The 25,870-nt window shown below is 68.2% G+C and carries 23 protein-coding genes; 6 read left to right on the plus strand and 17 right to left on the minus strand.

Annotation, left to right across the window (positions count from 1 at the left end; translation table 11 throughout):
* Window positions 1-134: 134 nt before the first annotated feature.
* Genes ACN6PJ_RS00340 through ACN6PJ_RS00375 form a run of 8 tightly spaced genes read right to left on the minus strand, consistent with a single transcriptional unit; the run spans window position 135 to window position 10,129 of the window.
* The gene (locus ACN6PJ_RS00340; RefSeq protein WP_427993900.1) at window positions 135-1,685 is read right to left on the minus strand and encodes an ABC transporter substrate-binding protein; all 1,551 of its coding nucleotides are present in this window, start codon (window positions 1,683-1,685) and stop codon (window positions 135-137) included.
* A 26-nt stretch (window positions 1,686-1,711) separates the two neighbouring features.
* Window positions 1,712-2,836, minus strand: a complete 1,125-nt coding sequence (locus ACN6PJ_RS00345) for a C45 family autoproteolytic acyltransferase/hydolase (RefSeq protein WP_427993901.1) — start codon at window positions 2,834-2,836, stop codon at window positions 1,712-1,714.
* 26 nt (window positions 2,837-2,862) lie between these two features.
* Window positions 2,863-3,900, minus strand: coding sequence for a CapA family protein (locus ACN6PJ_RS00350; RefSeq protein ID WP_427993902.1), 1,038 nt, complete (start codon window positions 3,898-3,900; stop codon window positions 2,863-2,865).
* Window positions 3,901-3,910: 10 nt separating this feature from the next.
* The gene (locus tag ACN6PJ_RS00355; protein ID WP_427993903.1) at window positions 3,911-5,464 is read right to left on the minus strand and encodes an ABC transporter substrate-binding protein; all 1,554 of its coding nucleotides are present in this window, start codon (window positions 5,462-5,464) and stop codon (window positions 3,911-3,913) included.
* 40 nt (window positions 5,465-5,504) lie between these two features.
* Entirely contained in the window at window positions 5,505-6,635 is a 1,131-nt protein-coding gene (locus ACN6PJ_RS00360) for a C45 family autoproteolytic acyltransferase/hydolase (protein WP_427993904.1), read from the minus strand.
* 31 nt (window positions 6,636-6,666) lie between these two features.
* Window positions 6,667-8,322, minus strand: a complete 1,656-nt coding sequence (locus ACN6PJ_RS00365) for an ABC transporter ATP-binding protein (protein ID WP_427993905.1) — start codon at window positions 8,320-8,322, stop codon at window positions 6,667-6,669.
* 1 nt (window position 8,323) lies between these two features.
* The gene (locus ACN6PJ_RS00370) at window positions 8,324-9,178 is read right to left on the minus strand and encodes an ABC transporter permease (protein ID WP_427993906.1); all 855 of its coding nucleotides are present in this window, start codon (window positions 9,176-9,178) and stop codon (window positions 8,324-8,326) included.
* A 6-nt stretch (window positions 9,179-9,184) separates the two neighbouring features.
* A complete protein-coding gene (locus ACN6PJ_RS00375; RefSeq protein ID WP_427993907.1) occupies window positions 9,185-10,129 on the minus strand; it encodes an ABC transporter permease in 945 nt (314 codons plus the stop codon).
* 177 nt (window positions 10,130-10,306) lie between these two features.
* On the opposite strand from ACN6PJ_RS00375, the gene ACN6PJ_RS00380 reads away from it, so the two are divergent.
* Entirely contained in the window at window positions 10,307-11,200 is an 894-nt protein-coding gene (locus ACN6PJ_RS00380) for a LysR family transcriptional regulator (protein ID WP_427993908.1), read from the plus strand.
* A 12-nt stretch (window positions 11,201-11,212) separates the two neighbouring features.
* Here ACN6PJ_RS00380 and ACN6PJ_RS00385 read toward each other — a convergent pair whose 3' ends face one another.
* From ACN6PJ_RS00385 to ACN6PJ_RS00420, 8 genes are all read right to left on the minus strand, one after another.
* The gene (locus tag ACN6PJ_RS00385; protein ID WP_427993909.1) at window positions 11,213-12,226 is read right to left on the minus strand and encodes a Bug family tripartite tricarboxylate transporter substrate binding protein; all 1,014 of its coding nucleotides are present in this window, start codon (window positions 12,224-12,226) and stop codon (window positions 11,213-11,215) included.
* Complete coding sequence (argE, locus tag ACN6PJ_RS00390) at window positions 12,223-13,434, minus strand: acetylornithine deacetylase (protein WP_427993910.1); 1,212 nt, start codon at window positions 13,432-13,434, stop codon at window positions 12,223-12,225. Before argE ends, ACN6PJ_RS00385 begins: the two co-directional genes overlap by 4 nt.
* 92 nt (window positions 13,435-13,526) lie before the next feature.
* Entirely contained in the window at window positions 13,527-14,363 is an 837-nt protein-coding gene (locus ACN6PJ_RS00395) for an HpcH/HpaI aldolase family protein (protein WP_427993911.1), read from the minus strand.
* Window positions 14,364-14,383: 20 nt separating this feature from the next.
* On the minus strand, window positions 14,384-14,701 hold the full coding sequence (locus tag ACN6PJ_RS00400) for an NIPSNAP family protein (protein ID WP_427993912.1): 318 nt from the start codon (window positions 14,699-14,701) through the stop codon (window positions 14,384-14,386).
* A gap of 10 nt (window positions 14,702-14,711) precedes the next feature.
* Window positions 14,712-15,662 (minus strand): 2-hydroxyacid dehydrogenase, encoded by a 951-nt coding sequence (locus ACN6PJ_RS00405; RefSeq protein ID WP_427993913.1) that lies wholly within the window; start codon window positions 15,660-15,662, stop codon window positions 14,712-14,714.
* Between the two features lie 18 nt (window positions 15,663-15,680).
* Entirely contained in the window at window positions 15,681-16,625 is a 945-nt protein-coding gene (locus ACN6PJ_RS00410; RefSeq protein WP_427993914.1) for a Bug family tripartite tricarboxylate transporter substrate binding protein, read from the minus strand.
* Window positions 16,626-16,705: 80 nt separating this feature from the next.
* Window positions 16,706-17,590: an SMP-30/gluconolactonase/LRE family protein gene (locus ACN6PJ_RS00415; protein WP_427993915.1), complete on the minus strand. Its 885-nt coding sequence runs from the start codon at window positions 17,588-17,590 to the stop codon at window positions 16,706-16,708.
* A gap of 32 nt (window positions 17,591-17,622) precedes the next feature.
* Window positions 17,623-18,354 (minus strand): RraA family protein, encoded by a 732-nt coding sequence (locus ACN6PJ_RS00420; protein WP_427993916.1) that lies wholly within the window; start codon window positions 18,352-18,354, stop codon window positions 17,623-17,625.
* A 174-nt stretch (window positions 18,355-18,528) separates the two neighbouring features.
* Here ACN6PJ_RS00420 and ACN6PJ_RS00425 point away from each other — a divergent pair, with 174 nt between their 5' ends.
* A complete protein-coding gene (locus tag ACN6PJ_RS00425; RefSeq protein ID WP_427993917.1) occupies window positions 18,529-19,311 on the plus strand; it encodes an IclR family transcriptional regulator in 783 nt (260 codons plus the stop codon).
* Here the strand turns inward: ACN6PJ_RS00425 and ACN6PJ_RS00430 are convergent.
* The gene (locus tag ACN6PJ_RS00430; RefSeq protein WP_427993918.1) at window positions 19,308-19,868 is read right to left on the minus strand and encodes a hypothetical protein; all 561 of its coding nucleotides are present in this window, start codon (window positions 19,866-19,868) and stop codon (window positions 19,308-19,310) included. The two genes, ACN6PJ_RS00425 and ACN6PJ_RS00430, sit on opposite strands and share 4 nt — an antisense overlap.
* A gap of 290 nt (window positions 19,869-20,158) precedes the next feature.
* On the opposite strand from ACN6PJ_RS00430, the gene ACN6PJ_RS00435 reads away from it, so the two are divergent.
* The 4 genes from ACN6PJ_RS00435 to ACN6PJ_RS00450 all read left to right on the plus strand — a co-directional run bounded on the left by ACN6PJ_RS00435 (window position 20,159) and on the right by ACN6PJ_RS00450 (window position 25,857).
* Window positions 20,159-20,872 carry a gluconate 2-dehydrogenase subunit 3 family protein gene (locus ACN6PJ_RS00435; protein ID WP_427993919.1) on the plus strand — a complete coding sequence of 238 codons (714 nt, stop codon included), beginning with the start codon at window positions 20,159-20,161 and terminating at the stop codon, window positions 20,870-20,872.
* A gap of 3 nt (window positions 20,873-20,875) precedes the next feature.
* Window positions 20,876-22,651 carry a GMC family oxidoreductase gene (locus tag ACN6PJ_RS00440; protein ID WP_427993920.1) on the plus strand — a complete coding sequence of 592 codons (1,776 nt, stop codon included), beginning with the start codon at window positions 20,876-20,878 and terminating at the stop codon, window positions 22,649-22,651.
* 12 nt (window positions 22,652-22,663) lie between these two features.
* A complete protein-coding gene (locus tag ACN6PJ_RS00445) occupies window positions 22,664-23,983 on the plus strand; it encodes a c-type cytochrome (protein WP_427993921.1) in 1,320 nt (439 codons plus the stop codon).
* A gap of 230 nt (window positions 23,984-24,213) precedes the next feature.
* Entirely contained in the window at window positions 24,214-25,857 is a 1,644-nt protein-coding gene (locus ACN6PJ_RS00450) for a VRR-NUC domain-containing protein (RefSeq protein WP_427993922.1), read from the plus strand.
* The last annotated feature ends 13 nt before the right edge of the window (window positions 25,858-25,870 follow it).

The following is a 25,870-nucleotide window of genomic DNA, read 5'->3' on the forward strand; positions in this document are numbered from 1 at the left end:
TCCTGGCGCGCGTCGGCGGCGCGCATCGAGCCCCACATCGTAGGCGCGCCTATCCGCGGTATCTTGTCCGGATGTTTCCAGCCGTGTCGCGCGCGCGGGCAGGCCGCGCGGTCATGCCAGGTTTTGACACAATTCTAGGGCTCGAAAGACACTCCCCAAAGGCGCGGCATGCCTTCCCAGGGCTGGAACCCCCGGACCTTGCGCGATACCGCCCAGGGCTCCATCGGATTGAACAGCATGATGAGAGGCACCTCGTCCAGCATCTGCAGGTGCAGGGCGTCGAACAGCCGCTGACGCTCCCGCGTGTCCGACACCACGGCCGCCTGCTCTAGCAGGGATTGCGCCTTGGGGCTGTCCCATACCTTGCGCGGCTGCGTGGCCTTGGGGCCGGTGAAATGCTCGAAGCTCAAGGCGGGATCGATGCGAGAAGAGTACGAGTGGACCATGACCTGGTAGTTCCCTTTCAGGAAACGGTCCATGTGCGTGCCCCATTCGACGATATCGATGTCGGATTCCACCCCGGCTTCGCGCAGCATCTGTTGCACCACGATCGCCACGTTAAGGCTCGGAATGTTCTCGCGGTTGTTGGTGGTGATGCGGATCCGCTCGCCCTTGTAGCCGGCCTCCTTGAGCAGGGCGCGGGCACGGGCGGGGTCGAAGGCCGCGCGCTTTTTCTGCGTGTCGCTGTAATAGTACGAACCGGTCTTGATCGTGGAGCCGTTGGGTATGCCTTTGCCGTCCGTGACCAGGGCGACGACTTGCTCGACGTCGATGGCCGCCGCCAGGGCCTGGCGCAACGTCGGGTTCGACATCAGCGGGTCGCGGGTCTGGAACAGGATGGCGTTGCGTCCGCCCGTCAGGTCTTCGGCGATGGCCAGCCGTCCGTTCTTGGTCACCTCGGGCACGTCGATGTTCTGGACCTTGGCGATATCCAGCGCGCCCGAGGCCAGGCCCGCCTTGATCGTGGAGGCGTCGGGAACGACCAGGAAGCGCACGTCGTCGACGAGGGCTTGCTTCTTGCCCGTGGCGCCATCGGGGGCATCGCCGGGCGGCGAGACGTACTCGGCGTAGCGGCGCAGGCTGATCTGCTGGCCTCGCGTCCAGCCGGCCAGTTTGTACGGGCCGGTGCCCACGGGCGATTTCCAGCTGCCGTCCGGGTTCAGCGAATCGGGGTGGATGATTCCGGCCATGGCGCAGTCGGTGCGCGCCAGCGAGTCCAGGAACAGGGCCTGGGGCTTGTCGATGCGCATCACGAACGTGCGCGGATCGGGCGCGCTGACGTCGGTCACCTTCAAGCCGTTGCGCCCGTCGAACTCGCTGCGGCAGCGCCAATCCGTCGCGGGCATCATGTAGCGTTCCCAGCTCCACAGCACTTCGGCGGAGGTGAGCGGAGCGCCGTTGTGGAAATGCACGCCGGGACGCAAGGTGAAGGTATAGGTCAGCCCGTCGTCCGATAGCGCGACGCGTTCCGCCAGCAAGGGCTTGACCAGCCCGTCGGCGCCGTAGCCGACCAGGCCTTCCACGATGTTGAGCATGACGCCATCGGTGTTGCCGTCGCGGTTCACGCCGGGATTGGTGCTGCGGATATCGGCGTTCAGGACGACGGTGAGCGGCCGGGCCGAGGCGGGGGCCGGACCGGCGGCGCACGCGGCGGCCAGCGCCAGCGCGATGAGGTGCTTTTTCACGGGAGCGGCTCCAGTGGACAGGGGGATCAATCGATGGGATGGGCGTCGCCCGCGAGGCCGTAACGCGTGAACGACTGGCCGAACGACGGCATGACGGCGATGTCCATGGTGCCGCCGGCCGTGTCCAGCACCAGGGTGGCGACGGTGGCGGAACGGCCGCCGGTCAGCGTGCCGCGGGGCGGCCGGCAGACGGAATAGGGCGTCGCCCAGTCGTCGCCGAGGGCGCGCCGCACGTCGGCGACGGCGATCCGCGGGCCGCAGGCCTCCAGCAGTTCGCGCACGCGCCAGGCCCGGTAGTAGGTATCCACGGCGTTCTTCAGCCCGTCCTCGCGCAGCTTGCCCAGCGCCACTTCGCTCATGAAATGGTTGGAGTGGGTCAGGATGCCGTCTTGCGGCAGCAGCGTGAAGCTTTCGTCCGGCGCGCACTCGAAGTCGATCACCCAGCCGGCCTGGCTGACGATCATGTTGCTGGAACATGCTTTCGGCGTGGCGGCGATCAGTTGCATGGCGATGGCCACGTGCTCCTGGCAGAGCACCGCGCGCCTGACGCTGCTCAAGGGCACGCCCGACTGCGTGTAGTCTCGGTCGCTGCTGAGGTAGTTGCCGGTAAGGCCGATGCCGGCCGAGTTGAAGCCGTGCCGCGCGAGGCCGCCGGCCTCGACCAGGGTCAGGAAGACCAGGCCGGTTTCCAGCGTGACGCGCAGCACGATGGTGCTGTCGCAGGCGTCCGGGTCCCAGTCCCAGTTGTGGGCGTGGATCAGCCGGCCCGTCGCGCTGCGCGCGGGCATGACCAGCGCGGCGGTGCATTCGCCCTCGGCGGGGTCCACATTGCCCATCCTGGCCAGCAGGCGCGCCTTGGCGATGACTTCCGTGCGCGCATTGATCAGGGCGACGTCGTCGAAGTCGCAGCCGGCGCCCTCGGCGATGCCGCGCATCTCTTCCGCGTGCCCGGGATCGAATCCCTGGATCTGATCGGCGAATTCCTTGATCAGCGCGGCCTGGGCCGCGGGGCTCATGCCGAGCTTGTCGAGCTCGCCGCGGTAATGGCGGGCGCTGTGGGCGATTCGCGCGGGCACGGCCTTGCCGTACTGCAGGCCGCGTTCATAGGGGCTGCCGGAGATCGAGACCAGGGGAAAAGGAGCGTATTTCATAGAGGGATGCAATAGGGAATCGGGGTTCAGGATCGGGGGCCATCGAGTTCCAGGCGCAGGCCGTCGCCATCGGCGGACAGCCTGGCGCCAAGCGCGGCGGAGGACTGGACGAGAAGATCGCGTTCCTGCGCCACGGCGGATGCGGGCACGTGCAAGGTCTGGTTGGCCGGGTTGCGCTGGACGAAACTGAAGTGCAGGGCGGCCGGCCGCGCGTCGCGGACCTCCACGCGGGCGATCATGCCGGTCCATTCGGTGTGCGCATCCGCCTGGTGCGCCACCTGGAACGAGAAATTGCCGCTGCCGTAGAGAATCGGCCTGCCCCGGTGCAGTTCGACGGGCAGGATCATGTGGGGACCGTGGCCCAGCACGATGTCGGCGCCGGCCTCGATGGCCGCGTGCGCGTATTCGCGCTGGTATTGCAGGACCTCGCGGCGGTAGCCCCAGTGCAGCGAGGCGATCGCCACGTCGGCCTGCGCGCGCAGCGCCGCCACGTCGGCGCGGAACTGCGCCAGCGATTCGGGGCAGGCCCAGGTCAGGACGTCGGGAGGAACGCCCGGGCGTGTGCGCGCCGCCTGTGTCTCCAGGCGCGGGCGGTAGGCCGTGTGCGCCTTGATGGTGGCCACCCCGGCCTGATGGGCGCCGGCTTCGTGGTTGTCCGGCCAGTACACCGCCGTGCGCTGCAGAAAGCCGTAGCGAACGCCATCGCGCACTTCGATCAAGGGCGCGCGCGCCGCGGCGGAATCCGCGCCGGCGCCGACGCTGGGCAGGGACGCGGCCCGGAGGACGGCCAGCGACGAGAGCACGGCCTCGTGGCCGATATTGACGTTATTGGCGTTGCCCACCGCCTGCAGGCCCGCGTCGCGCAGCGCCTGGGCATGGCGGGGCGACGTGTAGAAGCCCCGGCGCTCCCGCGCATGCTCGGGCAGGTCATACAGACAGCATTCCAGGTTGGCGAAGACCAGATCGGCCGCCAGCAGCGGCTGGCGGAACTGATCGAACAGGCCCGTGGCGTCGTCCACGCCCTTGAGATTGATGTCGCCCAGCAGATAAAGCGTGTGATTCATGGCGGCGTTCCTATTCGGTCTTCGACACTTCCCAGAGTTGCGGCGTGCCGAAAATCGACGATTCGAAGCCCTTGACGTTCTTGCGGTATGCGCCGGTGCTCAGGGTGTTGAACAGCGGGATGACGGGGACCTGTTCGAGCATCAGCCGGTGCAACTGGTCCAGCACGGCTTGGCGTTCGGCGGGAGCGGTGGCGTTGGTCGCCTTTTCGAGCAGCGCGCGGGCGCCGGGGTCATCCCACAATTTGCGCGGCTGGGTGGCCTTGTCGCCGGTGACGGCTTCATAGCTGAGGGCGGGATCCATGCGGCTCGAATAGGAGAAGGACATCATCTGGTAGTTGCCCTTTTGCCACTTGTCCTGCTGGGCGCCCCATTCCAGCACTTCGATGTCGGCATTGATGCCGGCCTGTTGCAGCATCGCCTGGGTAATGACCGCCGCGTCGTAGTTGGGCAGGTTGCGCTTGTTGGTCGAGATGACGATCCTCTCGCCCTGGTATCCGGCCTTCGCGAGCAAGGCCTTGGCCTTGGCGGGATCATAGGCATAGCCTTGCTTTTCGGCGTCGCCGTAGTAGGGAGACACGACGGGCACCAGCGAGTTGTTGGGTTCGGCCAGGCCGTAGGTGACGCCGGCGACCAGCTCTTTGTAGTTCAGCGCCGCCGCGATGGCCTGGCGCAGGTAGGGGTTGGAGAGCAGCTTGTCGCGGGTCTGGATCGTCAGGGTCGACGGGGCGAGCTGCGGCACGACGGTGGTGCCGATGGCCTGGTTCCGGCTCAGTTCCGCGACCTCGGAATAGGGCACTTTGGACATCAGGTCGATCGCGCCGCTCGCCAGCGCGGTCTTGGCCGTGGCCGGGTCCGAGATGACGACGAAGCGCACTTCGTCGACCAGCGGGCGCTTGGAGCCCACATAGCCGTCGCGCTGGCCGGGCCGGTTCGCATAATTCTCGAAGCGCGTCAGGCTGATGTATTCGCGCCGGCGCCATTCGGCGAAGCGGAAGGGGCCGGTGCCTATCGGCTTGTCCCAGGTGCCGTCGGGCTTGACCGAGTCCCGGTGCGTGATGGCGGTCATGCCGCAGTCGTTGCGGGCCAGCGAATCCAGGAACAGCGGCGCCGCCTTGTTCAGCTTGAACACGACGGTGGCCGGATCGATGGCGGCGGCGCTTTCGACCTTCAGACCGACGCGGCCGTCGAAATCGGTCAGGCAGCGCCAGCCGGTCTTGGGATTCATGTAGCGGTTCCAGCTCCAGACCACGTCATCGGCGGTCAAGGGGGCGCCGTTGTGGAAGGTCACGCCCTGGCGCAGATGGAAGGTATAGGTCTTGCCGTCGTCGGAGACATCGATCTTCTCGGCAAGCAGGGGCGAGGGCTGGCCTTTCGCGTTGTAGCCCACCAGGCCTTCCACGGTATGCAGCACGACCGTGTCGGTATTGGCGTCGCGGTTCACGCCGGGATCGCTGCTGCGGATGTCCGCGTCCTGATGGACGCGCAATACCGTGGCGCCCAGGGATGGCGCCGCGGCCGTCAGGAGGGTGGCCAGGGCGGTGAGCGCATACAGAGGTCGTTTCATGGTGGGTCCTTGATGAGATCGGTTTTCTGCCAGGAGACGTTCAGAAGGAAAGCGGGGAGCCCCGCTCCAGCGAATAGCGGGCGTAGGCGGTGTGGCGCCAGGGCATGCGCGCCACTTCCAGGATGCCGGCGGCGGGTTCCATGATCAGCGTGGCGGTGGTGCAGGAGGGATAGCCCTGGGCGCTGACCCGCCCCGGCCGGCAGACGGAGAAGGGCGTTGCGTGCGTGTCGGCGAAGGCCGCCTTGAGTTCCCGCGTGCCCAGGCTGCGGCCGGCGGCGGCCAGGTGCTGGCGGACGCGCTGATCGCGATAAAGACTCTCCGGCGAGCCGGCGATGCCGGTTTCCTTCAATTTGCCCAGCGCGACGGGGCTGACCCAATGGTTGGCGTGGACCAGCAGGCCGTCTTCGGGGTAGACGAGAAAGGTTTCGTCCGGCGCGCATTCCAGGCTCAGCGCGAAGCCCAGCTGCGTGCCCAGGATGAGATTGCACGAGCACGCCTTGGGCGTGGCGGTCACGGCCTGCAGCGCCAGGGCGTAATGTTCCTGCTCCAGCGCCTTGCGGCGCACCAGCGGCAGCGGTACGCCATCCTGCTGGTAGTCGCGGCTGGAGGACATGCCGTTGCCGTTCAGAGCGATGCCCGCGGAATTCATGCCGTAGCGCGCCAGGCCGCCTGCCTCCACGAAAGTCAGCACATCCGGCCCGTCCTCGCGCAGGATGCGCAGGATGATGATGGTGTCGGCGCAATCCTGGCGGTTATCCCAGTTCTGGCCCTGCAGGAAATTGCCGTTGGCGCTGCGGCCGGGAAGGATGGCGGCGCCCGTGCATTCATCGCTTCCGGGCTCCGCCCCGCCGGCCTTGCGGGCGCGGCGGGCCTGCGCCACGATCTCGGTGCGCGCGTTGATCATCAGCACGTCCTCGAACGAGACGCCCGCGCCGGCGGCAATGCCGCGCATCTCGTCCAGGTAGGCGGGCTCGAAATCCCCGATCGAGCGCGAGAAGGCGGCGATGAGGCGTTGCAGGTCCGCCGGGGAAAACTGGAGCTGCTGCAATGCCCGGGCATAGATGTCGGCGCTGCGCCTGACGCGCGCCGGCGCCAGGCGGCCGTGCTGCAATCCTCGCTCGTAAGGCGTGCCTGATACTTCCACCAGCGGGAAGAATGCTTCTGCTTCCATGTCTGTTCCTAGGGTCCCGGCTTGCCGGGTGTCATTGATCGAATCGCCACTTCAGGCGCACGCCGCCGTTCTCGTTGGGTTCGAGCGCTGGAATGGCCGAGAGCAGCTTGCGGGTGTAGGGGTGCTGGGGCGCGTCGAAGATCCGGTCGCGCGGACCCTGTTCGACGATCTTCCCGTCCTGCATCACGACCACGCGGTCCGCGACCTGTTCGACCACGCCCAGGTCGTGGCTGATGAACAGGCAGGAGAAGCCATGGCGCCGTTGCAGCTCGGCGAAGAGCTTGAGCACCTGGGCGCGCACCGTGACGTCTAGCGCCGAGACCGGCTCGTCGGCGATCACGAACGCGGGCCGGCGGACGATGGCGCGGGCGATCGCCACGCGCTGGCGCTGGCCTCCCGACAGCTCGTGGGGGTAGCGCCGGGCGTATTCGGGGCCCAATCCCACCTCGGCCAGCACGGCGTCGACGCGGGCCATCTTCTGCGCGCCCGACATGCCGCTCACCTGCCGCAGGCCTTCGACGGTGAGTTCGCCCACGGTCATGCGCGGGTTAAGCGACGAATAGGGGTCCTGGAACACCATCTGGCAATTGAGGCGATAGTCGTTCCAGGCGGCGCCCGCCTGCGCGATGGGCCTGCCCCGGAAGTAGATGCCGCCATCCGTGGGAACCAGCAGCCCCGCGATGGCGCGGCCCAGCGTGGTCTTGCCCGATCCCGACCCGCCGACCACCGCCACGACTTCACGCGGGCGGATCTGCAGGTCGATGCCATGCAGCGCGCGTTTGGCGGGCGTGCGGCCGAACAGGCGCTGGCGGCCCGCGTAGTCGACCAGCAGCCCCCGCACGTCCACAATGGGCGCCTGCGGCGGGATAGGCCGGGCGGGCTCCCGGTGAGGCATGGCCGCCAGCAACTGACGGGTGTAAGGGTGCGCCGGACGGTCCAGGATCTGCCGGGTGGCGCCGCTTTCGACGATCTCCCCGTGGCGCATCACGATCATGCGTTCCGTGTACTGCGCCACCATCGGCAGGTCGTGGCTGATCATCAGCACCGCCGTATTGCGGTCACGCGTCAGCTCGAGCATCAGTTCCAGCACGTCGCGCTGCACCACGGCGTCCAGCGCGGTGGTGGGCTCGTCGGCGACCAGCAGGGCGGGCTCGAGCAGCATCACGGCCGCAAGCATCATGCGCTGGCGCATGCCGCCCGAGAACTCGTGCGGCCAGGCCTCCAGGGCGGCGGCCGGATCGCGCAGGCCGACCCGCGCCAGCATGGCGAGGATCATCCGCTTGCGCAGGGCGGGGGGAAGTTCCCTGCGGTGCAGCGCCAATCCTTCATCGAGCTGGCGGCCGATCTTCATGGACGGGTTGAGCGAGGTCATGGGTTCCTGGAACACCATGCCGATGCGCGCGCCGCGCAGCTTGCGCAAGACGGCCGGGCGGGCGTCCGTCAGGGACACGCCTTCGAAGGTGATCGTGCCGGCCGAGCGCACCAGCGGCGGGGGCGTGAGGCCCAGCAGCGCGCGCGCCGCCTGGGTCTTGCCGCTGCCGGACTCGCCCACGATGCCCACGAGTTCCCCGGGCTTGATGGAGAAACTGACCCGCTTGACGATTTCCCTGCCGCCGGCGCCCACCGTCAGCGTCAGGCCGTTCACATCCACCAGCGTTGCGGCGGCATTCCGGTTCTCGATCGTCATGTCATTCACCCGTGCGCATGCGAGGGTCGAGGCGGTCGCGCACGGCGTCGCCCAGCAGGTTGATGCCCAGCAGCGTGAGCGAAATGCAGATGCCCGGGAAGATGCTGAGATAGGTCGCCTGCGCCATGAACGGACGGGCGGAGGCCAGCATGTTGCCCCAGGTCGGAGCGGGTGGCGGCACGCCCAGGCCCAGGAAGGACAAGGCGCTCTCCGCCAGGATCACCCAGCCGAACATCGAGGTCGCGAGCACCGTCAGCGGCGCGACGCAGTTCGGCAGCACGTGGCGCGCCATCGTGTACGCCTCCGAATTGCCCAGCACGCGCGAGGATTCGATGAACTCGCGCTCGCGCAGGGACAGCACGGTGCCGCGCACGATGCGGGTCACGGACGGGGTATACGCCAGTCCCAGCGCCAGGATGATGCCGTACTTGTTGGCCCCCACCACCGCAAGCAGGCCCAGCGCCAGCAGCAGGCCGGGAAAGGCGAGCAGGGCGTTGTTGAAGGCCATGATGATGCGGTCGGTCCAGCCTCGCACGAAACCGGTCAGCACGCCGATCGCCGTGCCCAGCACGATCGCGAACGACACCGTCAGCAGGCTGATCCATACGCTGGTCGACGCGCCTACCATCAGGCGGCTGAGCACGTCGCGGCCGAACTCGTCGGTGCCCAGCCAGAATTGCGCGCTGGGCGGCTTGAGCCGGGAAGCGAAGCTGATGCCCAGCGGATCGCGCGGGGTCCATACCGCGCCCAGCAGCGCCGCGGCCAGGACGATGGCGATGATGGCTCCGCCTACCGCCGCGTTGGCGGGAAGGCGGCGGCGCCGGGGTTTTGCGGGTTTGATAGCAGTCAGTTCCATGTCGGGTTACTCCGCGCCAACGCGGGGATCGAAAGCGGGATAGAGCAGGTCGACGAACAGGTTGACCAGCACGTAGATGACGGCGACGAACAGCAGGCAGCCCTGGATGACCGGGTAGTCGCGTGCGAAGATCGAATCGACCAGCAGACGGCCCAGGCCGGGGATGGTGAACACGGTTTCGACCACGGCGATGCCGCCCAGCAGGTTGCCCAGCACCAGGCCGATCAGCGTCCAGGTGGGGCCGAAGGAATTCTTGAAGACGTGGCGCGCCAGCACGGCGCTTTCGCTCAGGCCCTTGGCGCGGGCATGGGTGACGTAGTCCAGGCGCAGCACTTCCAGCGCGCTGGCCCGCGCCATGCGCATGAGCACCCCGATCTCGTGCAGGAACAGCGTCAGGACGGGCATGGCCAGGTACAGCAGCCCCGCGACCGCATTCTCGGAGACCGACACGTAGCCGACGACCGGCAGCCATTCCAGCTTCAGCCCCAGCAGCAACAGCAGCAGCAGGCCCAGCCAGAAGGTGGGAATGGACACGAGCAGCGTGGCCACGCCGACCAGCGCGATGTCGGCGGGCCGGTTCTGGCGCCAGGCGGCGATGATTCCCGCCGGCACGGCGACCAGCGCGGCAGCGGCCACGGCGGCCAGCACGATGGGGGCGCTGACCAGGAAGCGGTCCCAGACCAGCGCCAGAACGGCCTGGCCGGTGGTGATCGAATCACCAAGATCGCCATGCAGCAAGTTGCCGAACCACAGCATGAACTGGGTGGGCCAGGGCTGGTCCAGCCCCATGCGCTGGCGCAGGTCTTCCAGGCTGGCGGGGTCGGCAAGGTCGCCCAGCAGCAACTGGGCCGGGTCTCCCGGGATCAGGCGGATAAGCACGAAAACGGCGACCGACACGATCAGCAGTGTGGGTATGGCCATTCCTATGCGCGTTAGTGCGAAGCGAAGCATATGGGACTCATGGCTCGCGTCCCGGCGCCTGCCGCGGCGGGGACGATTCTGTTGACGGGGACCGCGTTCGCCGGCGCGTTGCGGAACGGCGTAACTTTGACGTCCTGTCATAAAGAAGTAAAACTAAAATTACTTTGGGGTATATAAAGGTTTGCTTTCCAATAAGGTGATCAGCCGATGAGTTCGATCCGTTTCTTCCGCACCTTTGTTGCCGTCGCGCGCAGCGGATCTTTCGCCGCGGCATCGGAGCGCGTGTCGCTCACGCCGGCGGCGGTCAGCCTGCAAATGCGCGCGCTGGAGGACGATCTGGGCCTGACCCTGTTCGACCGCAGCGGCAAGATCGTGTCATTGAGCGAGAGCGGGCACCGGCTGCTGCCGCGGGCGGAGCAGCTGCTGGCGCTGTACGACGATCTGCGCGATGGCCCCGATGGCGACCACGAAGTGGTGGGATCCATCAGCGTAGGCGCGGTGGCGACGTCCATGGCGTTCCTGGCGCGCGCCGTGCTGACATTGAGGCAAGCCCACCCGAAACTGAAAGTGCAGCCCGCGATCAATTTCTCCGGGGACTTGTCCCTGAGGGTCCGCGCGGGGGAGCTGGACGCGGCGCTCGCGGTGAAGAACGCCCACAAATTGCCGGCCGGCACGCAATGGACGCCGCTCTACACCGAGCCGTTCGTGTTCATCGCGAACCGCCAGTCGGCCGGCCGGGCGGACATCGGCAGCCTGATGAAGCGCCGCCTGTTCCTGCGCCCGTCGCGCAATACGCATACGGGGGCGCTGATCGACGCCTTCGTGCGCAGGAATCGCCTGCGGTTCGGCGAGTTCCTGGAAATCAATTCGCTGCGGACGATGGTGGAGCTGGTGCAGCAGGATGTCGGCGTCACCATCGTGCCGCTCACGCGGGCCGCTCGCTGGGAGGACGACCCGCGCCTGCGCGTGATCTATTTCGACGACCCCACGGCGCATCGGGCCGTGGGCCTGTTCGAGAGCGAGGCGCGCAGCCACCTCACCAGCGCGCTCAGGCGCGTCCTGCTCGAGACCATCGAGCAGGACGCGCAGGTGCGGCGGTGAGGCGAGGGGCGGTCAGTCGACCGCGAGCTTTGCGCTCTTGACGACGCCCGCCCAGTAGGTCGTTTCGTCGCGCAGCTTGCGCGAGAAGGCGTCGGGCTGGCTGGCCACCACTTCGGCGCCGTCCTGGCGGATTTTTTCGAGCACGGCGGGGGTGCGCGCGGCCTGGCTGATCGCGGACGCCAGATAGCCGATGCGTTCGGCGGGTGTGCCCGCAGGGGCGAAGACGCCGTACCAGCCTTCGATGGATACGCCCTCGATGCCTTGCCCGGCCAGGGTGGGCGCGGTTTCGAATGCGCCGATGCGGCTGTCGTGCGTGACGCCCAGCACGCGCAGCTTGCCGCCGGTGACCAGGGATTCGACGGAAGGCGGCGAGGTGATGAGCATGTCCACGGTGCCGCCCAGCAGGTCGTTGACCGCGGGACCGGCGCCGCGGTAAGGCACGTGCACCAGCGACAGGTGCTTTTGCCGCGCAAGCAGCACGCCCGTGAGATGGGACAGGGTGCCATTGCCCGGCGTGGCGTAGGTGACGGCGCCCGGCCGTGCCTTGGCGTCGTTCAGGTAGTCGGCCAACGTGCGGTAGGGGCTTTCCTTCCTGACGACCAGCGCCAGTGGCGCCGAGGTGATCTGGGATATCGGAGCGAAATCCTTCAGCGCGTCGAAGCCCGTGTTCTTGTAGATGGCGGGGTTCACCGCCATGACGCTGTTCTGCGAGAGCACCAGGGTATAGCCGTCGGGCTTGGCGCGCGCCACGGCGGCGGTGCCCATGTTGCCGCCGGCGCCGGAGCGGTTCTCGACCACCACGGACTGGCCGGTGATGCGCCCCAGCTCATTGGCCAGCAGCCGCGCGACGCCGTCGTTGCCGCCGCCGGGCGGAAAGGGCGAGACCAGCGTAATGGCTTGCCGCGGATAGTCCTTGAGCGGCGGGGGCGCTTCCGCGTGCGCGCCCGGCGCGCACAAGGGGAGCAGCAGCGCGGCGGCCATGGCGGCCGCCCTGCGGCGCGGGGCGCGGGGCGCGTGAGGGATCATCGGGCTTCTCCTGTCGTTTCCGTATCGGTCTGGAACTCAGCGGCGCGTTCGCCAAGCGCGGCAATCATGGATTCGCAGCGGGCAAGCTGGCCCAGTTCCACGTATTCGTCGGGCCGGTGGGCCTGCTCGATGCTGCCGGGCCCGCAGATGATGGATGCAACGCCGGCCTGCTGGTACAGCCCGCCTTCGGTCATGTAGCTGACGTGGGGGCCGGCGCAGCCCGCGCCGGACAGCCCCATGACGAAGCGGGCGATGGCGGCGTTGGGGCCCGGGCGCAGGGCAGGGTTGTCGGATTGCTTTTCGAACAGGATGTCGGCCGCGGCGAACCTGCGCCGCATGCGCGGCAGGACGTGGTCGCGGGCATAGTCCTGGACGCTGCCGACGATGCGGTCGGGGTCGCTGTCGGGCAGGTAGCGGTAGCCGAAGATGAATTCGCAGTCGCGCGGAACGATGTTGCGCGCCAGCCCGCCGTTGACGAGCGCGGTCTGCAGGGTGTCGTAGGGCGTATCGAACGCGCTGTTCCCGCGAGGCGCCTCGGCGTACTGGTCGGCGAGATCCTGGATGTGGCCGATGAGACGCGCGGCGTACTCGATCGCGTTGACGCCATCCTGGGTGCGAGAGGCGTGCGCCTCCTTGCCGCGGACGCAGCAGCGGTAGTTGCGGCTGCCTTTGTGCGCGGTCACGACCTGCATGTCGGTGGGTTCGCCCACGATACAGGCCGCGGGCGAGATGCTTGCGGCCTGCAGGTCGGCAAGCAGGGTCCTGACGCCCTTGCAGCCCACCTCTTCGTCGTAGGTAAAGGCGAGGTGGATCGGCTGCGGGGGTTCCGCCGCGGCAAGACTGTCGATGGAAGCAAGCACGGCCGCGAGAAAGCCCTTCATGTCGCAGGCGCCGCGGCCATAGAGACGGCCGTCCGCGATGCGGGCCTTGAAGGGATCGCTGGTCCAGTCCTGTCCGTCCACGGGCACGACGTCGGTGTGGCCGGACAGCACGATCCCGCCGGGCCTCTCGGGGCCGATGGTCGCGAACAGATTCGCCTTGGCGCCGCTAGCGTCGTAGCTGAGGCGGGCGCCGATTCCGCGCCGGCGCAGGTAGTCTCGCACCCACTCGATCAGGCCCAGGTTGGAATCCCGGCTGACGGTTGGAAAGGCGATCAAGGTTGCCAGGATATCCAGCGTCCGGCGTGTGGGTGCTTGGTGCTGCGACACGAGTCCCTCCCATGGATCGATGACACTGTAGTGTCCGGAAGAGGGCAGGACCAATTAAATAAACAGAGGGTCCTATTAGCATCGTTAATGCGTCAGGCCCGGGGCGGGCATGACGCCTCGTCCTGTCTCAGCGCATGCGCGAACGCGGCGCGCCGGGTGGCGGCGCCGAGCAGGCAGGCGAGGTCCGTGCCCATCGAGACGAAGCAGCCGCCCGGTCCGGCGGCCAGTTCGCGCAGCAGCTCGGGCTGGCCTGCCAGGCCGCCCAGGCCCAGCGCCTTGCCCGCGTCCTGGCAGGCTTGGCGAATGCGCGCCAGGGCGTCGCGCAGCAAGGGGCGCTCCCATTGGCCGGGCACGCCCAGCGCGGCGGCCAGGTCGTGCGCGCCGATGAACAGCATGTGCAGTCCTTCCACCGCAGCGATCGACTCGACCGCGTCCAGGGCGGCGGCGCTTTCTATCATGGCCGCCACCAGCACCCCGTCGTCCAGGGCCTGCTGCGCTTCGCCCTGCGGGTAGTCGCGATAGTGCAGGGCGGGCAGGCCGCCGGCCACCGAACGCGCGCCGCGCGGCGGATAGCGGCAGCAGGCCACGGCGCGCGCAGCGTCTTCCGCGCTTTCCACCTGGGGGACGATGATGCCCATCGCGCCGCCGTCCAGGACCCGCCCGATCAGCGCGGCGTCGATGGCGGGCACGCGCGCCAGCGGCGTGAGGCCGGCATCGCGCGCGGCGTTGCAGATGCGGCTGGCCGAGAGCAGGGGCAAGGGCGAATGCTCCAGATCGACGTAGAGCGCGTCGAAGCCTGCGGTGGCCGCGATGCGGCCGATCTCGGGGCCGTCGCACAGGCGCACGATGAGCGAGGCCGCCAGCCCGCCGTCGGCGAGCCGGCGCAGCAGCGGGTTGCGGGCCAGTTCCCGGGCGCTGGGCGTTTGCATGGAAGGCATCCTGGGTCGGTTCAGACTAGCCGCGGGCTGAAGGGCGCCGCTCGCCAGATGGAGACTTGCTGGGCCACGAAGGTGCCGCGGTTGCCGCGCTTGAATTCCTGCCAGTCGGGATCGGCGTCGAGCGCGGCGCGGCGCGCCTCGCGGTCGGCCATGCTGTCGTAGGCCCAGATGTGCAATACCTGGTTCAAGGTGCCGATGTCGCTGACGAAGAACCCCAGCAGGCGGCCCAGGTGCTTCATCTGCAGCGGCAGCGCGAGTTCGCGGTAGCGCGCCAGATAGGCGTCCATGCCGCCGTGCGGCAGCGTGTAGATGCGGTGTTCGATGATCATCGGATCGGCCTCAGGCGGGCGGCGTCAGCACGGCGCCGGTTTGGAAGTAGGCGTGCAGATTGTCCAGCACCAGGCGTTCCATGGCCTGGCGCGTTTCGCGCGTGGACGCGGCGATGTGCGGCAGTGTCACCACGTTGTCCCGCCCCAGCAGTCCGGCGGGCACGTTCGGTTCGTCGGCGTAGACGTCCAGCGCGGCGCCGGCGATGCGGCCTTGCTCGACGGCCTCTACCAGCGCCGTTTCATCCACGACGCTGCCGCGCGCGATGTTGACCAGGTAGCCGTCGGGGCCGAGCGCGTCCAGCACGCCCGCCGACACCAGGTGCCGGGTGGCGGCGCCGCCGGGGCAGGACAGCACCAGGAAGTCGGCCCAGCGCGCCAGCGCGGCCAGATCGGGCTCGAACTCCAGGCCGCTGCAGGGTTTGGGGGCGCGGCCGTGATAGCGCAGCGCCATGTCGAAGCCCGCCGCGCGGCGGGCGATCGCCTGGCCGATGCGGCCCAGGCCCACGATGCCCAGCCGCTTTCCGCTCACGCGCGTGGCCAGCGGGTAGGAGGAAGAAGGCCAGCGCCCGGCCTGCACATGGCGGTCGGCTGCCGGTATCCGGCGCGCCACCGCCAGCACCAGGGCGAAAGCCAGGTCCGCCACGCAATCGTTCAGCACATCGGGCGTGGTGCTGACCTGCACGCGATGGCGGCGGGCGGCGTCCAGGTCCACGCTTTCGTAGCCGACGCCGAAGCAGGCAAGCACGCCGTCGGGAAAGCAGGCGAACATGGCGTCGGCGCAGCCGTGGCGTGACATGGTGACGCCGCCGTCGAAGCGGCCGCGGTGCTCGCGCAGAAAGGCGCCGGGGTCCGGCTGTTCCCACAGCGCGACGAGCTCATGGCGTTCGCGCAGGCTGGCGTGCAGGCCCGGGGGCAGCGGGCCGATGGCCAGCAGGCGGCGGGGGCGGTCGGACGGATGCATCGCGGGCTTCTCCTTGCCTTACTCGGTGCGGATGCCGGCCTTGTGGATGAAGGGCACCCAGCGGTCCAGGTCGGCGTTGAGCTTGGCCTGGAAGGCGGCCGCGCCGAGCGGGCCGCTCAGGCCGGCGTCGGCCAGCCGCTGCGCCAGGGCGGGGGCGGCGACCACCTTGGCCAGCGCGGCCTCCAGCCGCTTGCGGGTGTCGGCGGGCGTGCCCGCGGGCGCCAGCACGCCATACCAGTTGCTCATCTGCAGTTCGGGCAGGCCGGCCTCGCGCGCGCTTTCCACGTCCGGCAGGTAGCGCGAGCGTTCCGTGTCGTAGATGACCACGGCCTTGACCCGGCCGTCCTTCACATAGGGCTGCAACACGGGCACATCGGCATTGAGCATGTCGACCCGTCCGGCCATGAGATCCACCAGCGCCGGCGCCGCGCCGCGGTACGGCACGTGCGTGGCGTGAGCGCCGGTCGCCAGGTTGAAGAGTTCGCCGCCGATATGCATGGTGGAGCCCACGCCGCTGGACGCATAGCTGAGCGGCTTGCCGGATTTGGCAAGCGCGACCAGTTCCGCGGGCGTGGAGGCGCCAAGCGAGTTGCGCACGACCAGCAGGCTCTGCACCTGCCCGAACAGGTAGACGGGCGTCAGGTCCTTGCGCGGGTCGTAGGGCAGCCCGGGCGTGGTGCCGGCGGTCATGACGTAGCCCAGCGTGGCGACCAGCAGGGTCTGGCCGTCGGGCTGGGATTTGGCCACGTAGTTGGCGCCGATGGTGCCGCCGGCCCCGCCCCGGTTCTCGACGACGACGGTTTCGCCCAGTTCGGCGGCCAGGTCGGGCGCGACCAGCCGCGCGATCTGGTCCACGGGACCGCCGGGAGCGAACGGGACGACGATCTTGAGCACGCCCGCCGCGTGGGCGGATCCGGCTGCGAGCGCGGCGGCGATGGCGGCCGCGATGATGAGTCTGGGCATGTCTGTCTCCTCTGCCGCGCCTGCGGCGGGTGGCGGGCGCGCGGTCTTTGCCGCGCCGTTGTCCGCCGGGCTTTTCGGGTTCAGCCGCGGTAGCGCGGCTCGGGCAGTCCTTGCGCGCCGACGTCCAGCGCGAACAGGCCGCCCGCGTAAGGTTCCGCGGCGAGTTGTTCGGGCGCCAGGCGCTGCGAGTGGCTGGTGACGTACAGCGTGTCCAGCCCGCCGCCGCCGAAGGCGGGGCAGGTGGGGTTGGTGACGGGCAGCTGGATGACGCGGTCCACCCGGCCGTCGGGCGTCAGGCGGACCAGTTGGCCGGTGGCGACCATGCAGTTCCAGACGCAGCCGTCCGTGTCCACCGCCGCGCCATCGGGACGGCCCGGCTGGTGGGTCCAATCCTTGAAGACCCGGCGGTTCGAGAGGGCGCCGTCGTCCAGGTCGAAGTCGAATACCCAGATCACCTGGTTGTGGGTATCGGCGAAGTACATGCTGCGGTCGTCGGGGCTCCAGGACAGCGCGTTCGGAAGCACGAAGCCGTCGAGCATGGCGCGGCATTGGCGGTCGGCGTCGAAGCGGTACAGGGTGCCTTTGGGTTCGCGCTTCTGGTCCTGCATGCTGCCCACCCAGAAGCGGCCGCGGCGGTCGCACTTGCCGTCGTTCAGGCGGTTCTCCGGCTTGTCGGCTTCCGGATTGACGATCAATTCGGGCGCCTGGCCGCTGGCCGGGTCATAGAAATGGATGCCGAGGTTCGTGGCCAGCACGAAGCCGCCCGCCTCGCGCAGGGCAATGGCGCCGACCAGCAGCTTTTCGGGCAGGCGCTGCGCCGTGTGCCGGCCGGTGGCGGGGTCGTAGGACTGCAGCGCGGGACGGCGCACGTCGATCCACCACAGGCGGCGGCTGCGATCGCACCACAGAGGCACTTCGCCCAGGATGTCGGCGCTTTGCACGACGCATTGGATGTCGGGATTCATAGGCTGGGCTCGGGTAGGGAAGGAAAGGGGGGCTACTTGTAGCGGGTGGCGGCCAGGGTGGCGAGGTCCACGCCGCGCGCGATGTCTGCCTTTTGCCGTGTGTCGCCGGCGTGTATGCGCTCGGCCTCTTCGAGCACCGCCGCGGCGTGCGCGTAGGGCACGAAGACCACGCCGGCCTCGTCGGCGACGACCAGATCGCCGGCCTGCACGCCGATGCCGGCGATGCGCACGGGGCCGTTGATTTCGACGGTGCGCAGCCGCCATTTGCCGGTGATGGGCGTGGGGCCGCGCGACCAGATGGGAAAGTCCAGTTCGCGCGATGCGGACGGGTCGCGATGGCCGCCGTCGACGATGGCGCCCGCGCAGCCCTTGCGGCTGGCGAGCGTGGCGGACTGGCCGCCGAGGTTGGATACGCCGGGCAGCCCCTGGATGACCGCCACGTCGCCGGGCTCGGCCAGGTTGTAGGCCTCGTGCTCGCCCATTTTTCCGACGCCGCCCCGCGCGGCGGCGGTGGGCGTGTCTTCGCGTTCGATATTGCGCACCGTCACGGCTTGGCCGATCACGCGCCGGCCGGGCAGGGTGGGCGCCAGTTCGCTCGCGGGGATGGCGCCGCGCAGCCCCAGCTTGTCCATGGCGTCGGAGACGGCGCCCGCCAGATCGTCCAGCGCCGCGTAGCGCCGCAGCACCTCGGGCGCGAGGCGCGGGATTTCCATCAGGCGGATGGCTTCGCGGGGAACGCGGCCGGTGAGGGTTTTGTCGGGCATGCGCGGGGCCTGCTAAGGGTAGCCGGGAAGCGGCGGAAGGCGGCAAAGCGTGTTTTCATGATATCCCGCATAATAAATTTTTGTCAAAATTTTAAATAGTGGGATTTAAATAAAATTCCATGGGATTCGGCTACACTCCAGGCGTCCGTCCCTGAAGCCCGATCCTTCCTGCCCATGTCTTCCAGCCTTGCCCGCGCCTTCGATGTTCTCGACCTGTTCACCCTGGAAAGCCCACGGCTGACGAGCGACGAGGTCAGCGCCCGGCTGGGCTACTCGCGCTCGATGGCGTATCGCTACTTGAAGGAACTATGCGATGCGGGGCTGCTGGCCTCGATGGCGGGCGGCATGTACGGGCTGGGGCCGCGCATCATCGAGCTGGAGCGCCTGCTGGCCCTCAGCGACCCGCTCTATCTCGCGGGCAGGGCGGTGTTGAAAGGCCGGCGGCGCGAAGACAGCGCCTATCTGCTGCAGAATCTCTACGACGACAAGGTGCTTTGCATCTACAAGGAAGGGCCCGACATGCTGGAGCATGCGGGCCGGCGCATTGTGATCCTGCGCGGCAGGGGCCAGCCGTTTCCCCTGTTCCAGGGGTCGGGTTCGCTGGCATTGCTGGCGTTCCTGCCGCATCACCGGATCCGCCAGGTCTATCTGCGCAGCGCCCACGAAATCGCGGCCGCCGGGCTGGGACAGGACTGGAGCGAATTCCGCCGCGCGCTCGCGGGCGTGCGCAAGGCCGGCTTCGCCACCAGCCACGAACAGATCGCGCCCGGGCTGGGCGGGGTCGCGGTGCCCATCCTGCTCGAGGACGGCGCGCTGGTGGGCAGCCTGGCCTGGACGTTTCCCATCGAGCTGATGCATCCCGACGCGGAAGCGGAGTGGGCGCGGGGGCTGGCCGAGGTGGCGGGGGAAATCGCCCGCGAATACGTGAAGCAGGCCGCGCCGGCCGCGCAGGCCTAGAACAGGGTCAGCGCCCGGGCTACCCACCAGCCCAGGCCGATCGCGACGCCGATGAGCAGCATGCGGCGCAGGCCGCCGCCGGCGGGCACCGCGCCGGGCGCCAGCGACGCATCCCCGGCGGCATCGGCGGCGCGGGGCGTCGCGGCGGGGGCGGCCGCGGGATCGGAATCTTCGGTTTCGATCGAGAACGCCGGCCTGGCCGCGCGCTCGCGCATTGCGGGCGCCAGTTCGTTCACATCGATTCCCGCCTGGCGCAACCGTTGCCAGACATCGCCGCCGATCTGCCCGGCGCGCAGCGCTTCGATGCGTTCGCGCTGCGCGCGCGGCACGGCGTCCAGGCTGTCGTATTTGCGTCCGTTGAGGGTGACGGCGCCGTTCCTGATGTCGACCTTCAGCGGCTCGCCGTCTTCGTTGCCGGAATAGCTCCAGCTTTCGCTCACCGTCGCGCCGTTCCGCGATGTTTCGACGTCCTCGCCATGCCCGGACCCCAGGCGCTTGGCGGTGCTCCAGCTGCGCGTCGTCGTGGTGCTGCGCCAGGTCTTGTTCTTGTCATTCATGGTGGGAACCGTTCATCGCCTTGTCAGAAAGGGCTGCTTTTTCAGGCTTCTTACGTAGTCCTTAAAGCAAAAGACATTTCCATGTCAAGAAAATCGGACTGATCTGGTCGATTGAGCGTATCAGATGCTCGAAAGAGCGCATAATGTCGGCACCTTTCTTGTGTCCCCTTTCACGAGATCGGTAGTTTTTCTGCAAGCGAAGAGCGTGTTGTCACTAGCTCGGCGGTTCGTGTTTCCAGGTTCATGTTCGCAAGCGCGCTAGGACAACTGGAGTAATCACGGAGATGTCTATGACAGAAGACGCAAAGCCGCGCAGGCGGTTCCTGCAGGCGTTGGCCATCGTGCCGGCGTCGACGTTGGCGGTGGGCGCAATGACCACCGGCTGTACCAGCGGATCGGAAAGCGATGGCGCGCGCGCGGCCAAGCCCTATGAACCCACCTATTTCACGAAGACCGAATGGGCCTTCATCGTCGCGGCGGTCGACCACCTGATTCCCGCCGACGAGTACGGCCCCGGCGCCATCGAAGCCGGCGTGCCGGAGTTCATCGACCGGCAGATGGAAACGCCGTTCGGCCACGGCAAGCTGTGGTACATGCAAGGGCCGTTCCATCCCGACGTGGTGCCGGAACTGGGCTACCAGATCAACCAGAATCCCCGCGAGGTCTACCGCAACGGCATCGAAGCCTGCGATGCCTGGTGCATGAAGACGCACGGCAAGGTCTACGCCGATCTCGACAAGCCCACGCAGGAGCAGATCCTGAAGGACCTGCAGGGCGGCAAGATCGAATTCCAGACCGTTCCATCCAAGACGTTCTTCAATTTCCTGCTTTCGAACACCAAGGAAGGGTTCTTCGCCGATCCGATGTACGGCGGCAACAAGAACATGGTGGGCTGGAAGATGGTGGGCTTTCCGGGCGCGCGCGCCGACTACATGGATTGGGCCGACCAGCCCAACGTGAAGTATCCCTACGGTCCCGTTTCGATTTCCGGGGAGAGGGGCTGAGCCATGGCGATCAAGAAAGAGAAAGTTGATGCGGTGCTGGTCGGTTTCGGCTGGACCGGCGCAATCCTGGGCCAGGAGCTGACCGAGGCCGGCCTGCACGTGCTCGCGCTGGAGCGCGGCGGCATGCAGGACACGCCCAAGGACGCCGAGTACCCGAAGGTGATCGACGAGCTTGCCTATTCCGTGCGCGGCAAGCTGTTCCAGGACCTGTCCAAGGAAACGGTGACCATCCGCCACGGCGTGGACGACGTGGCCGTGCCGTACCGCCAGAACGGCTCGTTCCTGCTGGGCACCGGCGTGGGCGGGGCGGGCTTCCACTGGAACGGCATGCATTACCGCGTGCTGCCCGAGGAACTGGAACTGCGCACGCGCTACGAGACGCGCTACGGCAAGGACTTCATCCCCGAAGGCATGACCATCCAGGACTTCGGCGTGACCTACGACGAACTGGAGCCATACTTCACCAAGTTCGAGTACGTGTGCGGCACGTCGGGCAAGGCCGGCAACCTGAACGGCAAGATCGTGGAAGGCGGCAACCCGCTGGAAGGCAAGCGCAGCAAGGAATTTCCGCTGCCGCCCCTGACCACCACCTATGGCGCGCAGCTGTTCGACAAGGCCGCGCGCGAAGTCGGCTTCCATCCGTATCCGGCGCCCGCGGCCAACGCGTCGGGCCCGTACACCAATCCCTACGGCGTGCGCCTGGGCCCCTGCAATTTCTGCGGCTTCTGCGAAAACTACGGCTGCTATATGTATTCGAAGGCCTCGCCGCAGACGACCATCCTGCCGGTGCTGCTGAAGAAGCCCAATTTCGAGCTGCGCACGCAATCGCACGTGATCAAGGTCAACCTGGACTCGACCGGCAAGAAGGCCGTGGGCGTGACCTACATCGATGCCCAGGGCCGCGAGGTGGACCAGCCCGCCGATCTGGTGATCCTGTCGGCCTACCAGATGCACAACGTGCGCCTGCTGCTGCTGTCCGGCATCGGCAAGCCCTATGATCCCAAGACCAACGAGGGCGTGGTTGGCAAGAACTACGCCTATCAGATGAACGGCGCCGTGAACGTGCTGCTGCCCAAGGGCACCCAGCTCAATCCCTTCGTGGGCACGGGCGCGGGCGGCGTGGGCATGGACGACCTGAACGGCGACCAGTTCGACCACGGTCCGCTGGGCTTTCTGGGCGGGGCCAGCATCCGCCACGTGCGCTATGGCGGCCGACCCATCAAGCAGACGCCCACCACGCCGGGCACGCCCAGCTGGGGCACGGCCTGGAAGGCGGGCGTGCAGGACGCCTACCAGCGCTACATGACCATCGGCATTTCCGGTTCCGTGATGTCCTACCGCGATGCCTATCTGTCGCTGGACCCGACCTACAAGGACAGCTTCGGCCAGCCGCTGCTGCGCATGACCTTCGACTGGCACGACAACGAGTTCGACATGCTGGGCTACATGGGCAAGCGCATGGAAGAGGTGGCCAAGGCCATGAAGCCCGAGAAGCACTTCGTGGCGGTGCGCAAGAAGGGCGCGCGCTACGACACGCGGGTCTACCAGAGCACGCACAACACGGGCGGCGCCATCATGGGGTCCAACCCGAAGGAAAGCGTGGTCAACAAGTACCTGCAGAGCTGGGACGTGCCCAACGTGTTCGTGATGGGGGCCTGCGTGTTCCCGCAGAACATGGGCTACAACCCGACGGGCCTCGTCGGGGCGCTGGCCTATTGGGCCGCGCAGGCGATACGCGACCAGTACCTGAAGAACCCCGGCCCGCTGGTCCAGGCGTAAGGAGACGGAACAATGATTAAGCAGACCATTGTTGCGGCGCTCTCCGCCCTGGTTGCGGGCTCGGCGTGGGCGGCGGACGGCACGCCCGCCGCGGCCGCTGCCGACGCGCAGTTGATCAAACAGGGCGAGTACCTGTCGCGCGCCGGCGACTGCATCGCCTGCCATACCGCCAAGGACGGCAAGCCGTTCGCGGGCGGCCTGGGCATCGAGTCGCCGCTGGGCACGATCTACTCCACCAACATCACGCCGGACAAGGAAACCGGTATCGGCGAATACACGTACGAGGACTTCGACCGGGCCGTGCGCCACGGTGTCGCCAAGGACGGGCATTCGCTGTATCCGGCCATGCCGTACACGGCTTACGCCAAGGTCACGCCCGATGACGTAAAGGCCCTGTACGCCTATTTCATGCACGGCGTGCAGCCGGTGAAGCAGGCCAACAAGGACACCGACATCACCTGGCCTCTGTCCATGCGCTGGCCCCTGGGCGTGTGGCGCTGGATGTTCGCGCCGGACGCCGTGAGCGGCCCCGCCGCGAGCGACCTCAAGGGCGCCGACCGCGAAGCGCTGCTGCGCGGCCAGTACCTGGTGGAAGGCCTGGGCCATTGCAGCACCTGCCATACGCCGCGCGGTTTCGCCTTGCAGGAAAAGGCGCTGACCGAGGCGGACGGCTCGGCCTTCCTGTCGGGCGGCGTGGTCGAAGGCTGGCTCGCCAAGAACCTGCGGGGCGACATGGCCGACGGCCTGGGCAGCTGGAGCAAGGAGGACATCGCGGCCTTCCTGAAGTCCGGCCGCAATGGGCATTCGGCGGCCTTCGGCGGCATGGCGCAAGTGGTGGGGGACAGCACGCAGCACCTGTCCGATGCCGACGTGAATGCCATCGCCGTGTACTTGAAGAGCCTGCCTCCGGTGAACAAGGATGCGACCAAGCCGCTGGCCTACGACGACTCCGTGGCGCAGGCGCTGCGCACCGGCAAGGACAAGAGCGACGGCGCGATGGCCTTCCTCAACAACTGCGCGGCCTGCCACCGCAGCACGGGCAAGGGCTATTCGGAAACTTTCCCGCAGCTCGCGCTCAGCTCCACGGTGAACTCGGCGGATCCGGCCTCCCTGATCCACATCGTGCTCAAGGGCGCGCAGATGCCGGGAACCGCGGCGGCGCCGACCGCGTATGCCATGCCGGGCTTCGACTGGCGCATGACCGACAAGGAAGTCGCCGACGTGGTGACCTTCGTGCGGTCCAGCTGGGGCAACAAGGGGGCGGCCGTCACCGCCGCCGACGTGGCCAAGGTGCGCAAGGACGTGGGAGCGGCTGCGCAGCCGGCCCGCTGAGGCCGGCAGGGCCGGGGCCGCGCCGGAAGGGCCTTCGGGTTTTCCGGCGCGGCCCCGGGCCGCGCGCTGCCTGCGCGCATCCGTTCACGACCAGCGAAGCCCAATTCGACGCGATCACCGCGTATTTCGTGGAGCCGGGCGAGGACGAGGGCTTCGAGATCGTCCGCCACGTTCCGGCCGGCGGGCCTGCTATGATTACTGGATAAATACCCAGCTATCCGGCCGCGCCGATGTTTCCTCCGCACCGCTACTACTACCTGCACAATTTCGAGCGCGCGCTGGCGTGGATCGCCGAGCGCTACGCCGACCTGCTGGACGACGCCGAGCGGCGTTTCCTGGCGGATTTCCAGGCCTTGCCCCAGGCGTCGCGGGCGCTGCTGGTGCGCATGCTGATGCGGCGCGGGCCCTGGTTCCGCGCCACCCGGCTGGCCTACGAGGAAATCCCCGGCACGCGCGAGGCCGCCGCGCCGCTCATGGCGCTGGGCTGGCTGGACGCCGACGCGCCCATGACGCTGGACGAACTGTTCGGCCTGCATACCAAGGCCGAGCTCGCCGCGCTGTTTCCCGGCGCGCAGGCCAAACCTGGCGCCCGCAAGGCGGAACTGCTGGAGGCGCTGCGCCCCGAGCACCCGCAGGCTCAGCCTTACGCGGCGTGGCATCCGCGGGCCGGCGAACCCGTCTGGCGCGTCATGGCGGCGGACCGGTGCGAACGCTTCCGCCTGATGTTCTTCGGCAATCTGCACCAGGATTGGTCGGAATTCGTGCTGGCGGACCTGGGCGTGTTCCAGTACGAACCCGTGCCGTTCGATGCCGCCTCGCGCGCATTCCAGGCGCGCGGCGACATCGACCGCTATCTTGCGCTGCACGCCTGCCGCCAGGCCCTGGAGGAAGGGGAGCGGGTCGATGTGCTGCTGCCGGCGGTGGACGCCTGCGCCAGCGATAACGCCTGGCTGGAGAAGCGGCGCGGCAAGATGCTGCTGCGCATCGGCCAGGCCTGCGAGCGGGCCCAGGACTGGGAGGCCGCGCAGCGGGTGTACGCGCTGTGCGCCTATCCCGGCGCGCGCCACCGGCGCATCCGCGTGTACGAACGCATGGAGCGCTTCGGCGACGCGCTGGCGCTGGCGGCGCAGGCGCAGGCCGAGCCCGAAAGCGAAGAGGAAAGCCAGCGGCTGGCGCGGATGATGCCGCGCCTGTTGCGCGGCGCGGGCCAGGCGGCGCCGACGCGCCGGCGGCTGCCCGCCGTGGCGCGCACCGACCTGTCCCTGCCGCGGCCCGGGCAGCCGGCGCCGGTGGAGCACGTGGCGCGGGACCACCTGCACCGGGACGACGCCCCCGTGCATTACGTGGAAAACGCGCTCATCAATTCGCTGTTCGGCCTGCTGTGCTGGCCCGCGGTGTTCGCGCCCGTGCCCGGCGCGTTTTTCCACCCTTTCCAGCGTGGGCCCGCGGACCTGGACTCACCCGATTTCCATTTGCGGCGCGAGGCGCATTTCGCCGAATGCCTGGCGCAGCTCGATACGCCCGGCTACCGCGACACGATCCTGGCGCGCTACGCGGACAAACGCGGCGTGCAGTCGCCGTTCGTGTTCTGGGGCGCGCTCTCCGAGCCGCTGCTGGCCCAGGCGCTGGACTGCCTGCCCGCGGCGCACCTGAAGCTGTTCTTCACGCGGCTGCTGCGCGACGTCAAGGCGAACCGTTCGGGTTTGCCGGACCTGATCCGTTTCTGGCCCGGCGAGCGGCGCTATGAACTGATCGAAGTGAAGGGACCGGGAGACAAGCTGCAGGACAACCAGATCCGCTGGCTGGAGTATTGCGTGGCGCACGGCATGCCCGTGAGCGTCTGCCACGTAAGCTGGCGGGAGGACCCGGCATGAGCAATCCTCCCGC

It is taken from the genome of Achromobacter sp., assembly GCF_050285585.1.
Taxonomy (GTDB): Bacteria; Pseudomonadota; Gammaproteobacteria; order Burkholderiales; family Burkholderiaceae_B; genus Achromobacter.

What these genes read in the sequence shown, in the direction of transcription:
- ACN6PJ_RS00420 (WP_427993916.1), bottom strand. Translation starts at nt 18,354, where the DNA reads ATGCCCGACAAAACCCTCACCGGCCGCGTTCCCCGCGAAGCCATCCGC.
- ACN6PJ_RS00360 (WP_427993904.1), bottom strand. Translation starts at nt 6,635, where the DNA reads ATGGAAGCAGAAGCATTCTTCCCGCTGGTGGAAGTATCAGGCACGCCT.
- ACN6PJ_RS00410 (WP_427993914.1), bottom strand. Translation starts at nt 16,625, where the DNA reads ATGCCCAGACTCATCATCGCGGCCGCCATCGCCGCCGCGCTCGCAGCC.
- ACN6PJ_RS00430 (WP_427993918.1), bottom strand. Translation starts at nt 19,868, where the DNA reads ATGAATGACAAGAACAAGACCTGGCGCAGCACCACGACGACGCGCAGC.
- ACN6PJ_RS00370 (WP_427993906.1), bottom strand. Translation starts at nt 9,178, where the DNA reads ATGGAACTGACTGCTATCAAACCCGCAAAACCCCGGCGCCGCCGCCTT.
- ACN6PJ_RS00415 (WP_427993915.1), bottom strand. Translation starts at nt 17,590, where the DNA reads ATGAATCCCGACATCCAATGCGTCGTGCAAAGCGCCGACATCCTGGGC.
- ACN6PJ_RS00405 (WP_427993913.1), bottom strand. Translation starts at nt 15,662, where the DNA reads ATGCATCCGTCCGACCGCCCCCGCCGCCTGCTGGCCATCGGCCCGCTG.
- ACN6PJ_RS00385 (WP_427993909.1), bottom strand. Translation starts at nt 12,226, where the DNA reads ATGATCCCTCACGCGCCCCGCGCCCCGCGCCGCAGGGCGGCCGCCATG.
- ACN6PJ_RS00425 (WP_427993917.1), top strand. Translation starts at nt 18,529, where the DNA reads ATGTCTTCCAGCCTTGCCCGCGCCTTCGATGTTCTCGACCTGTTCACC.
- ACN6PJ_RS00400 (WP_427993912.1), bottom strand. Translation starts at nt 14,701, where the DNA reads ATGATCATCGAACACCGCATCTACACGCTGCCGCACGGCGGCATGGAC.
- ACN6PJ_RS00450 (WP_427993922.1), top strand. Translation starts at nt 24,214, where the DNA reads ATGTTTCCTCCGCACCGCTACTACTACCTGCACAATTTCGAGCGCGCG.
- ACN6PJ_RS00440 (WP_427993920.1), top strand. Translation starts at nt 20,876, where the DNA reads ATGGCGATCAAGAAAGAGAAAGTTGATGCGGTGCTGGTCGGTTTCGGC.
- ACN6PJ_RS00355 (WP_427993903.1), bottom strand. Translation starts at nt 5,464, where the DNA reads ATGAAACGACCTCTGTATGCGCTCACCGCCCTGGCCACCCTCCTGACG.
- ACN6PJ_RS00435 (WP_427993919.1), top strand. Translation starts at nt 20,159, where the DNA reads ATGACAGAAGACGCAAAGCCGCGCAGGCGGTTCCTGCAGGCGTTGGCC.
- ACN6PJ_RS00375 (WP_427993907.1), bottom strand. Translation starts at nt 10,129, where the DNA reads ATGCTTCGCTTCGCACTAACGCGCATAGGAATGGCCATACCCACACTG.
- ACN6PJ_RS00395 (WP_427993911.1), bottom strand. Translation starts at nt 14,363, where the DNA reads ATGCAAACGCCCAGCGCCCGGGAACTGGCCCGCAACCCGCTGCTGCGC.
- ACN6PJ_RS00365 (WP_427993905.1), bottom strand. Translation starts at nt 8,322, where the DNA reads ATGACGATCGAGAACCGGAATGCCGCCGCAACGCTGGTGGATGTGAAC.
- ACN6PJ_RS00380 (WP_427993908.1), top strand. Translation starts at nt 10,307, where the DNA reads ATGAGTTCGATCCGTTTCTTCCGCACCTTTGTTGCCGTCGCGCGCAGC.
- ACN6PJ_RS00445 (WP_427993921.1), top strand. Translation starts at nt 22,664, where the DNA reads ATGATTAAGCAGACCATTGTTGCGGCGCTCTCCGCCCTGGTTGCGGGC.
- ACN6PJ_RS00345 (WP_427993901.1), bottom strand. Translation starts at nt 2,836, where the DNA reads ATGAAATACGCTCCTTTTCCCCTGGTCTCGATCTCCGGCAGCCCCTAT.
- ACN6PJ_RS00350 (WP_427993902.1), bottom strand. Translation starts at nt 3,900, where the DNA reads ATGAATCACACGCTTTATCTGCTGGGCGACATCAATCTCAAGGGCGTG.